Here is a 12172-nt window from a genome sequence, read left to right on the forward strand (position 1 = left end):
CGGTCCGGGCCGTGATTCCGGTCCGGGCTCTGATTGCGGGTCGGCACGCGGCGGCGGGACGGGCGAGTCGACGCCCTCACGGAGCTGGTCGGACGAAGGACGACGATGAGCGGGCATGTCAGCTTTCCGGAGTGGGCGGCGACAGCGTCGGGGGCGGGATCTGCGGTGTCGGGGGCGGGGCGGGATCTGCGGCGGCGGCAGCGTCGGGGGCGGGATCCGCCGCGCCGGCCGCGTCACCGGTCGCCGGTGGTGCGGTGGGGGCAGCGGGGAGCCGGATGGCCGCACCGGCGTGTGGGGTGACGAGTTGCCGGGTCACCTCACCACAGACGTTGGCGCCGTAGTCGAGACCGTTGACCCCCGGGTAGCGCATCATCACCGCCAGCACCCAGCCGTCGGTGACCGCCAGACAGTTGAGATGCCACATCCGGTCGGCCCAGATCAGGGTCCAGCCGTTCTTGATGGCGACCTCGGTGTCGTCGAGCACGCTCTGCGGCAGGCCGTCGATGATTCCCCACCGCCCGCCGCCGGACCGGGCGTTCTGCTCTTCGGCGGAGGTGCCTCCCCGTACCTGGGTCATCTCGCTGATCACCCAGTCGGTCCACTTGGGCCCGGCGGCGGTGCCGTTCTTGACGCACTCACCGAGCAGAACGGCATCCCGGGCGGACATCTGGGTGTAGCTCCACCAGACCGACTTCTCACCGGGCGGAACGACCATCCGGGTCTGCCGCAGACCGCACATCTTGATCATGCGGGCGAGGACCTCGTCACCGCCGGCCGCGTAGTACAGGCGGTTCGTCGAGTCGTCGTCGCTGTCCCGGATCGCCAGCATCGCCTGCTTCCGCTCGGCGGCGCTGGGATCGGTGTCGCCGAGTTGGCGAAGATAGTCGGACACGATCCAGATCTTGATCATCGACTCGGTCGAGCTCGTCTCGGTCAGGTTTGCCGAGCCGGCGATTTCCTTCGTGGTGCGGTCCAGCAACGCCCACGAGAGGAAGCCGTCGACGGAAACCGAGACCGGTGCCGCCCGCAGGGTGGGTGTTGCGGGCGGTGGCGGGGATTCGGCGACGGTGAGCTCTTCGGCGGAGGTCCCGACCGGCTCGTTGGTGACCGGGGCGGGGTCGCCGACGAGGCGGGCCGATGCGGTGGGGATCACGAGGACGCCACCGACCACCAGCGCTGCCAGGACCGCGGTGAGTGTCACGCGTGAATGCATGGGGGGACTGCTCCAGGAAGCTGGGACTGGAGAATTCACGTTCCAAGTGGTCGAAATGGGTGTTTAGCGGAGGAATGGTCGCGCAAACCTGACCCTCGGCAGTGTACGTCGGGTTGCTGTGCGCGGCAGAAAGGCGATTTTCAAGTTCCGATTAAGTCTGCCGATATTGAACGTTTATGTCCCTTTAGTTCGATTCAAATGGCACAATAAGCGGACGTAATTCGCATTCGCCTTGAGGGGTAGACACGAAGAGTAGTTAGAAAACTACTTTCCGAGATGTAGTCGACTTGTTTTGTTACAGCCCTTGGTTGAGTGTGGGGGTTCTTGTAACACTGGGAGGGTGTACGGCGATGACGCTCCTGCGGGTAACGGTGCACCCGGGGGGATGAGCGTGCCCGGCGGGATCCTCGACGAGGTCGAGGCCGCCGAAGCGGAGCTGCGCCACGCGGCGACCCGAGGTCGGGTCACGGGCGGCCGTGGTGCGGACCGACCGGACGACCTGCCCGAGCGTTTCATCGAGACGATCGACGCGGATCACAAGATCGAGCCACGTGACTGGATGCCGGACGGCTACCGCCGTACCCTGATCCGGCAGATCGCCCAGCACGCACACTCGGAGATCATCGGGATGCAGCCCGAGGGCAACTGGATCACCCGCGCCCCCAGCCTGCACCGGAAGGCGATCCTGTTGGCCAAGGTTCAGGACGAGGCCGGACACGGACTCTACCTCTACGCCGCCGCCGAAACGCTGGGCGTCGCTCGCGAGGAACTGGTCGATCTCCTGCTCGACGGCCGGCAGAAGTACAGCTCGATCTTCAACTATCCGACCCTCACCTGGGCAGACGTCGGGGCGATCGGCTGGTTGGTCGACGGTGCGGCGATCATCAACCAGGTGCCGTTGTGCCGGTGCTCCTACGGGCCGTACGCCCGAGCGATGATCCGCATCTGCAAAGAGGAATCCTTCCACCAGCGGCAGGGGTACGAGATCCTGCACACCCTGGCGCATGGCACCGCCGCGCAACGCGAACTCGCCCAGGACGCCATCGACCGCTGGTGGTACCCGTCGCTGGCGATGTTCGGCCCGCCGGACGCCGACTCCACCCACTCGGCGCAGTCGATGGCCTGGAAGATCAAACGGTTCTCCAACGACGAACTGCGTCAGCGCTTCGTCGACATGTGCGTCCAGCAGATCGGACCGCTCGGACTCACTCTGCCGGATCCGGCGCTGCGCTGGAACGAACAGCGGCAGGCATACGACTTCACCCCGCCGGACTACGCCGAACTCGACCGGGTGATCCGTGGTCATGGTCCGTGCAACCGGCAACGCCTCGCCCACCGCCGGCAGGCGCACGCGGACGGGGCCTGGGTGCGGGCCGCCGCGCAGGCCTACGCCGCCAAGCGGGCCGCCGACGCCGGTCACGGCGCGGGCCTCGGCGCCGCCCGGACACCCGCGCAGCGGCCGGCCGAAACCGGCGACCCGGCGAGCGACGCCGTCCGTGCCCAGGTCGGTCGCTGATGAGCCGGCCAACGGGCGACCAGCCCACCCCGCTGTGGGAGGTGTTCGTCCGGTCGCGGCGCGGACTGGCCCACACCCACGTCGGCAGTCTGCACGCGCCAGACGCGGCGCTCGCCCTGCGCCATGCCCGGGACCTCTACACCCGCCGACAGGAAGGCGTGTCGATCTGGGTGGTCCCGGCGGAGACCATCACCGCTTCCAGCCCCGACGAAAAGGACGCGTTCTTCGACCCGGCGGCGGACAAGATCTACCGGCATCCCACCTTCTACCAGGTGCCGGACGGGGTACGGCACCTGTGACCACCACCGCCCCCGACCAGCTGCTGTGGTGGGCCGACGATGCGCTGATCGCCGCCCAACGCCTGGCGTACTGGTGCGCTCGCGCCCCCGAACTCGAAGAGGACGTGGCGCTGACCAACGTCGCCCTGGACCAGCTCGGAGTGGCCCGGCTGCTGCTGACGTACGCCGCGCAACGGCTACCCGCCAGCGCGGTGTCCGCCGCGCCCGCGTCCGCGCCGCTGACCGAGGACACCCTGGCGTACCTGCGGACCGACCACGAGTTCCGAAACAGTCTGCTGGTCGAGCTGCCGGAGCGCGACTTCGCGGTGACGATCGGGAAGTTGCTGTTCCTCTCGGCGTACCAGGTGCAGCTCTACCGCGCGCTGGGCGACAGCCGCGACGAGCGGCTCGCCGCTATCGCCGCCAAGGCCAGCAAGGAGTCCGCCTACCACCTCGACCACGCGACGCTCTGGACCGTGCGGCTCGGTGACGGCACCGACGAATCACACCGACGCATGCAGGACGCGGTCGACGAACTCTGGCCGTACACCCATGAGCTTTTCGAGCCGCCGACGGACCCGGCGGGGGCGGTCGACCCGGCGGCCCTGCGGTCGGCCTGGTCCGCTGCCGTCGAACCGGTTCTCGCCGACGCCACGCTGCGCCGACCCGACGACGACTGGCGACCGGCCGGTGGTCGACAGGGGCGGCACACCGAACACCTGTCGTACCTGTTGGCCGAGATGCAGGTAGTGCACCGGGCGTATCCGGGGGCGCAATGGTGAACCGACCACCCCGCATCGGAGACGCCCCGGCCGACACGACGGCGGCGAGCGTCGCCGCCCGGGCGGCCGTCGCGGCCGTCGTCGACCCCGAGATCCGGGTACTCACCATCGACGACCTGGGCATCCTGCGCGACGTCCAGGTGCGTCCGGACACCGGTACGGTCGAGGTGACCATCACCCCCACCTACACGGGATGCCCGGCGATGGACGTCATCCGCGCCGACATCCGGGCCGCCCTGCTACGGGCCGGGTTCGCCGAGGTACGGATCGCCACCGTACTCGCCCCGGCCTGGAGCACCGACTGGATCTCGGCGGCGGGCCGGCGCAAACTCGCCGAGGCCGGCATCGCCGCCCCCGGGCCGGCCGTCCGCTCCGGACCGGTGCCGGTGACGATCACGGTCCGCTGTCCGGCCTGCGGGTCACCGCGTACCGAACAGCTGAGCCGGTTCGGCGCCACCGCCTGCAAGGCACTGTGGCGGTGTCAGGACTGTGCCGAGCCGTTCGAGCAGATGAAGGCCCTGTGACCCGGGCCGGGGACGGAGCACGCAGGTGGCGGTGACGATCAGCCGACCGGTGCGGCGGCGTCCGGTCTTCCATCCGCTGCCGGTCGACGCCGTCGAGCGGCTCACCGGGGACGCGGTCGTGATCACCTTCGCGGTGCCACCGCGGCTGCGGGCCGAATACCACTTCCGGGCCGGTCAGCATCTCACCGTCCGCCTGGTCGACCCGGCTGCGGGCGAAACCGCCGGCAGCGGTACGGCCGACGGCGGTACGGCCGACGGCGGTACGGCCGGCAGCGGTACGGAGATCCGTCGGTCGTACTCCATCTGCTCCACCCCGGCGGAGCTCGCCGACCACGGCCGGCTGCGGATCGGCGTACGGCGGGTGGCCGGCGGCGCCTTCACCGCATACGCGACGAGCCGACTGCGTCCCGGTGACACCGTCGACGTGATGCCGCCGTTGGGCCAGTTCACCACCGGTTTCGACCCGCGACGGAGCCGGCACTACGCGGCGCTGGCCGCCGGTTCGGGGATCACCCCGGTGCTGTCCATCCTCGCCACCGGACTGGCCGTCGAGCCGCAGAGCCGCTTCACCCTGATCTACGGCAACCGTTCGGCGCACACCGTCATGTTCGCCGAGGAGATCGCCGACCTCAAGGACCGGTATCCGGCCCGCCTGCAGGTGGTGCACGTGCTCTCCCGGGAAGTCCAGGAGGCGGAACTGCTGTCCGGGCGCCTCGACGCCGGGCGCCTCGACCGGCTACTCGACACGATCGTGCCGGGCGCGTCGATCGACGAATGGTTCCTCTGCGGCCCGTACGGCCTGGTCATCGAGGCACAGCGGGTGCTCGGGGAGCGGGGCGTGCCGCCGTCGCTGGTCCACAGCGAGCTGTTCCACGTCGGCGAGTCAGCCGCGAGCGGCCCGGTGACCAGCGCACCGGGGTCCGGCGACCCGACTGCCGGCGCGCGGGCGTTCGGCGACCCGACTGCCGGCGCGCGGGCGTTCGGCGACCCGACTGCCGGCACGCCGGCGGGCGTCGTCGGCACCGAGCTGACCGTCGTGTTGGACGGCCGGGCGTCCACCGTCGTCGTGGCACCGGGCGAACGGGTCTTGGACGCCGCGCTGCGGGTCCGCGCGGAACTGCCGTACGCGTGCAAAGGCGGAGTCTGTTCCACCTGCCGGGCGCGGGTCGTGGCCGGTGCGGTCAGCATGGCCCGCAACTTCGCGTTGGAGCCGGACGAGGTGGCGGCCGGTTACGTCCTGACCTGCCAGTCGAGTCCGACCACCGCCCGGCTCACCGTCGACTACGACGCCTGATCGTCCTCGGTGCCGGCGTTCTCCTCGGTGCCGACATTCTCCTCGGTGCCCTCCTCGGCGCCGGCCGAGTCCGGCTTCGGCGTCCCGGTGCCGTCGGCTGCCGCAGGTGACCGACTCAGCAGCCCGTGGACGGTGAGCGCGACGGCGACGGCGGCCAGCGGCAGGGCGGGCAGGGCGTAGCGCGGCTCGTACATGCCGATCGCGACAGTGAAGACCGCCAGTCCCGGGCCGGCGAGCACGAGCAGGACGGCGTCCAGCCGGATCCAGCCGGCCACCCGGCGTCCGGCGGCGAGCGCCGCGATGGTCAGCAGCACAGCCAGGGACAGCACCACCGGGATGCCCCGGGTGTGGCCGCCGTACCAGTGCAACGCCCTGGTCAGCGGGGTCGCCGGGGGCGGGACCGCCGGGTCGGCGACCTGGGGTCGGTAGTCGCCGGAGGCCTGCGCCGGCGGGCAGGAGTCCTGGACCCGGATGGCGGCGGAGCGGAATCGTACCGGCGGCACCAGCCGTTCCCGCAGGCATTCGTTCATCGGCCCGAGATAGAGGCCGGGAACGAAGTGCGCGGCGCTCTCCTTGCCGACGATCGACAGGTAATCGCCGGGCTGTTGGGTGATCACCGCCCGGGAGAAGCTGGTGAGCACCTCGGTGCCCTCCCGGGTGTAGACCCATTCGCCGAGTCGGGCCGGGCGTCGCCAGAAGTACGCGTCGGCCCGGTCCCACCGCTGGCCGGGCGGCTGGTCCGGACAGGCGACCCGCTGTTCCTCGGTCAGGTCGAGCCGCTCGCAGTCGGCGATCATCGCGGCCCGGCCGTACAGGGCGGTACCGCTCTGCGCGCCGTAGACGCTCTGCCGGTCGCCGACCCACACCATCACCAGCACGTACGGCACCAGGAACGCCAGGACGTAGCCGAGCACCGGGCGCCAGCCGACCCGCCGGACCACCAGATAGATCAGTAGGAGCAGGGCGACCGGCAGCGCGGTGGGCTTCGTCACCCAGGCCAGGGCGAGCAGCCCACCGGCGACGACGGCGGCCACCGGACCGGGCCGGGCGGACCACAGCAGTGCCCCGACCGCCGTGGCGAACAACACGGTGAACAGCAGGTCGGGCAGGATGTAGTGCCCTGTGGTGAGGATCAACGAATCGAAGATCAGCGGTACGGTGGCCAGCGTCGCCAACCAGCCGGCGACTCCGCGACGGCGCAGCAGGGCGTACCCGCCGACTGCCAGCAGCAGGCTGAGTAGGTGTTGGGCGACGACCACCGCCGTCAGGGTGCGGGTCGGCTCGAACACGGCCAGCAGCAGTACGTAGCCGAGCGGCCGGTTCGGGTGCGGCTCCAGCGGCTGGTCGAGCATCTCCAGGTAGGCACCGCTGTCGCCGTGGAACCAGAACGCGGGCTGGTACGCGACCAGATAGGCGATCCGCAGGGCGATCCCCAGCCCCAGCAGGACCGCGACGGCCAGGTGCCGGCGGAGCGGCCTCATCTCCTGGTCGGCTCCTTCTCCCCCGGGGCAGTACGCTTTCATGCGTGACTACCAGCCGGGAGATCGACAGCATCCTGCAGCGTGGCGCCGACGGTGGGCGGATCACGCCCGAGGAGGCGCTGCTGATCTACACCGACGCGCCGTTGCACGCCCTTGGTGAGGCCGCGGACGCGGTGCGGCGGCGTCGGTACCCGGACAACATCGTGACGTATCTGATCGACCGCAACATCAATTACACCAATGTCTGCGTCACGGCGTGCCGATTCTGTGCTTTCTACCGCGCGCCGAAGCACGCCGAGGGCTGGACACATCCGACGGAGGAGATCCTGCGGCGGTGCGGTGAGGCGGTGGAGCTCGGTGCCACGCAGGTGATGCTGCAGGGCGGGCACCATCCGGACTTCGGCGTCGAGTACTACGAGGAGTTGTTCGGCGCGGTCAAGGCGGCGTACCCGCAGTTGGTGATCCACTCGATCGGGCCGAGCGAGATCCTGCACATGGCGAAGGTGTCCGGGGTGTCGTTGGACGAGGCGATCGTCCGGATCAAGGCCGCCGGGTTGGACTCGATCGCCGGTGCCGGTGCCGAGATGCTTCCGGACCGCCCGCGCAAGGCCATCGCGCCGCTCAAGGAGTCCGGTGCCCGCTGGCTCGAGGTGATGGAGTTGGCGCACCGGCACGGTGTCGAGTCCACCGCGACGATGATGATGGGCACCGGCGAGACCAACGCCGAGCGGATCGAACACCTGAGGATGATTCGGGACATACAGGACCGGACTGGCGGCTTCCGGGCGTTCATCCCCTGGACCTACCAGCCGGAGAACAACCACCTGAAGGGCCGGACCCAGGCGACCACCCTGGAGTACCTGCGGATGATCGCCGTCTCCCGGCTCTTCTTCGACCAGGTGGCGCACCTGCAGGCGTCGTGGCTGACCACCGGCAAGGACGTCGGCCAGGTGGCGTTGCACATGGGCGTGGACGATCTGGGGTCGATCATGCTGGAGGAGAACGTGATCTCCTCGGCCGGTGCCCGGCACCGGTCCAACCTGCACGAGCTGATCTGGATGATCCGGTCGGCTGGTCGGATTCCCGCCCAGCGCGACACCGAGTACCGGCACCTCGCGGTGCACCGCGATCCGGCCGACGATCCGGCCGACGAGCGGGTGGTCTCCCACTATTCGTCGATCGCGCTGCCCGGCGGCGGGGCGCGTCGGGACCTTCCGCTGGTGGACGCCCGCTGACCTGACCTGCGGCAACTGACTCACCGATCAGCCGATCAGTGGACCCCTGGTGCTGACCGGACGAGTCGGCGGGGCCGGGCGGATGCCGCCCGACAGCCGGCCGGAGTGTGGGTGGCCGTCGATGCGGTTGGTGCGGCGGGACTTCGGGTCATCGCCCATAACGTGTTGATCACAGGGCGCGCGAAGGTCCGCCAGCGGCCGCTAACGTCCTGGGCACAACGTCCGGCGGCCACCCTCGCCGCGCGGCCCGGCAACCGGGTCGACGCTGGTCACGTCCATTGGGTGTGCCCCCGGTGACCGTACTCCAGCGGCCCGCGGGGGCCGTTCACATAACGCACGGCATTGCGGGCGGGGTGGTTCGTTCCACCCCGCCCGCAGTGTGTGTGCCGGCTGACCTGGCAGAGTGGTACGGCGTGACCCAGCATGATGATCAGCGCGCTGTGCGCGCCGGCACGGATGATCAGCGCGCTGTGCGCGCCGGCACGGATGATCAGCGCGGTTTTCGTGCTTCTTTGGACAAGGACCCGAACGAGGTCGCCGCGATGTTCGACGGCGTCGCCGGCCGCTACGACCTGACCAACACGGTGTTGGCGTTCGGCCAGGACCGGTTCTGGCGGCGGGCCACCCGGGCGGCGCTCGGGCTGCGTCCCGGTGACCGGGTGCTGGACGTCGGTGCCGGGACCGGGGTGTCCACCGAGGAGTTGGGGCGCGCCGGGGTCTGGGCGGTGGGCAGCGACATCTCGCTCGGCATGTTGAGGGTGGGTCGGCGTACCCGGCCGGAGGTGCCGTTGCTGGCCGGGGACGCGCTCGCGCTGCCGTTCGCGGACGGGGTGTTCGACGCGGTCACCATCTCCTTCGCGTTGCGCAACGTGGCCGACACCCAGGTCGCCCTGGCGGAGTTCGCCCGGGTGACGCGTCCGGGCGGCCGGTTGGTGATCTGTGAGTTCAGCACTCCGACGTTTCCGCCGTTCCGGACGGTCTACTTCTCCTATCTGATGCGGTCGCTGCCGGCGGTCGCGCGGGCGGTGGCCAGCAATCCGGAGGCGTACGTGTATCTCGCGGAGTCGATCCGGCAGTGGCCGGACCAGGCGGCGCTGGCCGGGCGGCTGGTGGCCGCCGGCTGGGACGGGGTGCAGTGGCGCAACCTGACCGGCGGCGTCGTCGCGCTGCACCGGGCAGTACGGAATTAGCGGAGGCAACCGGACATGCTGGCTCTCGTCGATGAGGGCCGGTGGCCGAGATCGCCGTCCGAGGTCGCTACCTCGCACAGTTAGGGTCGCCTAACCGATTGCCGCCCTGTTAACGGTTCTAGACTCACCCGGGAGCGGCTTGTGAAGCATTTCACGAGCAACCGTACGGCGAACGGGAGGTGCAGTGAGCGACACCGAGGCAGACGTAATCGTCGTCGGCGCCGGGCCGGGTGGTGCCACGACCGCCTATCACCTCGCCCGGCACGGCCTGCGAGTCCTGCTGCTGGAGAAGACCTCGTTCCCCCGCGAGAAGGTCTGCGGGGACGGACTCACCCCGCGCGCGGTCAAGCAACTGATCAAACTCGGCGTCGACACCGCACCGGAAGCCGGCTGGGTCCGTAACCGCGGCCTGCGGGTGATCGGTGGCGGCGTCCGGATGGAGCTGGACTGGCCCGACCTGGCCAGCTTCCCCAACTACGGTCTGGTACGGACCCGGCTCGACTTCGACGACCTGCTCGCCAAGCGGGCCGTCGAGGCTGGTGCCGTGCTGCACACCGACACCAACGTGATCGCACCCGTGTTGGATACGTCCGGCCGGGCGATCGGGGTGAGTGCCGAGGTCGGCCCGGACAAGGAACCCGCCACCTTCCACGCCCCGCTGATCGTCGCCGCAGACGGGGTCTCCGGGCGGTTCCCACTCGCGATGGGGCTGGCCAAGCGCGAGGACCGCCCGATCGGTGTCGCGGTCCGCCGCTACTATCGTTCGCCAGTACGCCACCAGGACGAATACCTGGAGTCGTGGCTCGAACTGCGCAGCCGCGAAGGCGGCGACAAGCTGTTGCCCGGCTACGGCTGGATCTTCGGGATGGGTGACGGCCGGGTCAACGTCGGACTCGGTGCCCTCAACTCGTCCAGCGGGTTCGGCAAGACCAACTACCGCCGGCTGCTGACCGACTGGCTGGGCAGCACACCGCCGGACTGGGGGCTGGCCGACGAGGCCAACGCCGACGGCCCGATCCTCGGCGCGGCGCTCCCGATGGGCTTCAACCGGGTGCCGCACTACACCCGGGGCGTGCTGCTGGTCGGCGACTCCGGCGGCATGGTCAACCCGTTCAACGGCGAGGGCATCGCCTACGCGATGGAATCGGGCGAACTGGCCGCCGAGATCGCGGTGCAGGCACTGGCCCGGGCCGCCGGCGTCGACCGGGAACGCGCGCTCGCGCAGTACCCGGCCGAGCTCAAGCTCCGGTACGGCGGTTACTACCGGCTCGGCAACATCTTCGTGAAGCTGATCGGCAACCCCCAAATCATGCGAATCGCCACCAAACACGGCATGCCGCACCCGACACTGATGCGGTTCGTGCTGAAGCTGATGGCCAACCTGACCGATCCGCGTGGTGGGGACGCGATGGACCGGATGATCAACGCGATGACCAAGGTGGCTCCCGCCGTGTGACGACGCCGCCGACCAGAACACCCGGGCGTTCGCGCCCGACCGCACCAGCCGCCAGCGGGCAACGACGCCCATTGTGCGGTAGGCAGGAACGGATCGCTGTTAGCTGACCGCGGGCAGGGAAGGACGAGCAGGAGAAGCCCATGTCGCTCTCGCCTTACATACCCATCGTCGGGGTGTTCGCCCTGGCCTCGGCCTTCGCGCTGTTCTCGGTGGCCGCCGCCCGGCTGGCCGGGCCGCTGCGCTACAACCGGGCCAAGCTCGAAGCGTACGAGTGCGGAATCGAGCCCAGCCCGGAACCGGTCGGCGGCGGTCGAATCCCGATCAAGTTCTATCTGACCGCGATGATGTTCATCATCTTCGACATCGAGATCATCTTCCTGGTCCCGTGGGCGGTCTCGCTCGACCCGCTCGGTGCCTTCGGGTACGTCGCGGTTTCGCTGTTCATCGTCGCCGTCTCGGTCGCCTACGTGTACGAGTGGCGGCGCGGCGGACTCGACTGGGACTGAGGGAGGAACCATGGGAATCGAAGAGAAGCTCCCCGCTGGTGTACTGCTCACCTCGGTGGAGAAGCTGGTCAACTGGTCGCGGCGGACCTCGGTCTGGGGCGCGACGTTCGGACTGGCCTGCTGCGCGATCGAGATGATGGCGGCCGGAGCCCCGCACTACGACATGGGTCGCTGGGGCATGGAGGTCTTCCGGGCCTCGCCGCGACAGGCCGACCTGATGATCGTCGCCGGCCGGGTCAGCCAGAAGATGGCCCCGGTGCTGCGGCAGATCTACGACCAGATGGCCGAGCCCCGCTGGGTGTTGTCGATGGGTGTCTGCGCCTCCAGCGGCGGCATGTTCAACAACTACGCCATCGTGCAGGGCGTCGACCACGTGGTGCCGGTCGACATGTACCTGCCGGGCTGCCCGCCGCGCCCGGAGATGCTGATCGACGCCGTACTCAAGCTGCGAGAGAAGATCGGCCACGAGCCGCTCGGACCCAACGGCCGCAAGATGCTCGAAGCCCGCCGGGCCCGTGGCGACGTACCCGTGGTGGCCCCGGGATCGATGCCGTCGTCCTACCGCTCCGACAAGGCCCGACGGGCCGAGTGGGAGCAGGCGGTCCGGGAGGGCCGCGAGGAGCAACTGCGGATCGAGAACTGGATGAACGCCCAGCACCACCTGCGTGGCGGGACCGGCATCAAGTGAACCCCGTAG

General features: G+C 69.7%; 11 protein-coding genes and 1 pseudogene. 10 read left to right on the top strand and 2 right to left on the bottom strand.

From position 1 onward, the window contains the following. Nucleotides 1-118 precede the first annotated feature (118 nt). The gene (locus tag O7632_RS04330) at nucleotides 119-1213 is read right to left on the bottom strand and encodes a hypothetical protein (protein ID WP_278111624.1); all 1095 of its coding nucleotides are present in this window, start codon (nucleotides 1211-1213) and stop codon (nucleotides 119-121) included. 385 nt (nucleotides 1214-1598) lie between these two features. On the opposite strand from O7632_RS04330, the pseudogene paaA reads away from it, so the two are divergent. From paaA to O7632_RS04355, 5 genes and pseudogenes are all read left to right on the top strand, one after another. Then, nucleotides 1599-2618: pseudogene (gene paaA / locus O7632_RS04335) on the top strand (1,2-phenylacetyl-CoA epoxidase subunit PaaA); the annotation flags it as partial. Between the two features lie 110 nt (nucleotides 2619-2728). After that, a complete protein-coding gene (gene paaB / locus O7632_RS04340) occupies nucleotides 2729-3028 on the top strand; it encodes a 1,2-phenylacetyl-CoA epoxidase subunit PaaB (protein WP_278111625.1) in 300 nt (99 codons plus the stop codon). Continuing rightward, the gene (gene paaC / locus O7632_RS04345) at nucleotides 3025-3789 is read left to right on the top strand and encodes a 1,2-phenylacetyl-CoA epoxidase subunit PaaC (RefSeq protein ID WP_278111627.1); all 765 of its coding nucleotides are present in this window, start codon (nucleotides 3025-3027) and stop codon (nucleotides 3787-3789) included. Before paaB ends, paaC begins: the two co-directional genes overlap by 4 nt. A gap of 14 nt (nucleotides 3790-3803) precedes the next feature. Next, a complete protein-coding gene (paaD, locus tag O7632_RS04350) occupies nucleotides 3804-4313 on the top strand; it encodes a 1,2-phenylacetyl-CoA epoxidase subunit PaaD (RefSeq protein ID WP_278119814.1) in 510 nt (169 codons plus the stop codon). Nucleotides 4314-4338: 25 nt separating this feature from the next. Then, the gene (locus O7632_RS04355; protein ID WP_278111628.1) at nucleotides 4339-5607 is read left to right on the top strand and encodes a 2Fe-2S iron-sulfur cluster-binding protein; all 1269 of its coding nucleotides are present in this window, start codon (nucleotides 4339-4341) and stop codon (nucleotides 5605-5607) included. Here the strand turns inward: O7632_RS04355 and O7632_RS04360 are convergent. After that, nucleotides 5595-7088, bottom strand: a complete 1494-nt coding sequence (locus O7632_RS04360) for a hypothetical protein (protein WP_278111630.1) — start codon at nucleotides 7086-7088, stop codon at nucleotides 5595-5597. The two genes, O7632_RS04355 and O7632_RS04360, sit on opposite strands and share 13 nt — an antisense overlap. A 44-nt stretch (nucleotides 7089-7132) precedes the next feature. Between O7632_RS04360 and mqnC the strand changes: the two genes are divergently transcribed. The 5 genes from mqnC to O7632_RS04385 all read left to right on the top strand — a co-directional run bounded on the left by mqnC (nucleotide 7133) and on the right by O7632_RS04385 (nucleotide 12163). Continuing rightward, nucleotides 7133-8323 (top strand): cyclic dehypoxanthinyl futalosine synthase, encoded by a 1191-nt coding sequence (gene mqnC, locus O7632_RS04365; RefSeq protein WP_278111632.1) that lies wholly within the window; start codon nucleotides 7133-7135, stop codon nucleotides 8321-8323. Between the two features lie 470 nt (nucleotides 8324-8793). After that, nucleotides 8794-9513 (top strand): demethylmenaquinone methyltransferase, encoded by a 720-nt coding sequence (locus O7632_RS04370; RefSeq protein ID WP_278111634.1) that lies wholly within the window; start codon nucleotides 8794-8796, stop codon nucleotides 9511-9513. A gap of 148 nt (nucleotides 9514-9661) precedes the next feature. Continuing rightward, nucleotides 9662-10969, top strand: a complete 1308-nt coding sequence (locus O7632_RS04375) for a geranylgeranyl reductase family protein (protein ID WP_278119816.1) — start codon at nucleotides 9662-9664, stop codon at nucleotides 10967-10969. Between the two features lie 140 nt (nucleotides 10970-11109). Beyond that, a complete protein-coding gene (locus O7632_RS04380; protein ID WP_278111635.1) occupies nucleotides 11110-11475 on the top strand; it encodes an NADH-quinone oxidoreductase subunit A in 366 nt (121 codons plus the stop codon). A 10-nt stretch (nucleotides 11476-11485) separates the two neighbouring features. Next, complete coding sequence (locus O7632_RS04385) at nucleotides 11486-12163, top strand: NADH-quinone oxidoreductase subunit B (protein ID WP_278111637.1); 678 nt, start codon at nucleotides 11486-11488, stop codon at nucleotides 12161-12163. Nucleotides 12164-12172 lie beyond the last annotated feature (9 nt).

This window comes from Solwaraspora sp. WMMD406 (assembly GCF_029626025.1).
Classification (GTDB): domain Bacteria; phylum Actinomycetota; class Actinomycetes; order Mycobacteriales; family Micromonosporaceae; genus Micromonospora_E.

Bases quoted from the DNA above. Each gene is read 5' to 3' on its own strand.
- O7632_RS04330 (WP_278111624.1), bottom strand. From the start codon at position 1,213: ATGCATTCACGCGTGACACTCACCGCGGTCCTGGCAGCGCTGGTGGTC.
- paaB (WP_278111625.1), top strand. From the start codon at position 2,729: ATGAGCCGGCCAACGGGCGACCAGCCCACCCCGCTGTGGGAGGTGTTC.
- O7632_RS04360 (WP_278111630.1), bottom strand. From the start codon at position 7,088: ATGAGGCCGCTCCGCCGGCACCTGGCCGTCGCGGTCCTGCTGGGGCTG.
- O7632_RS04380 (WP_278111635.1), top strand. From the start codon at position 11,110: ATGTCGCTCTCGCCTTACATACCCATCGTCGGGGTGTTCGCCCTGGCC.
- O7632_RS04385 (WP_278111637.1), top strand. From the start codon at position 11,486: ATGGGAATCGAAGAGAAGCTCCCCGCTGGTGTACTGCTCACCTCGGTG.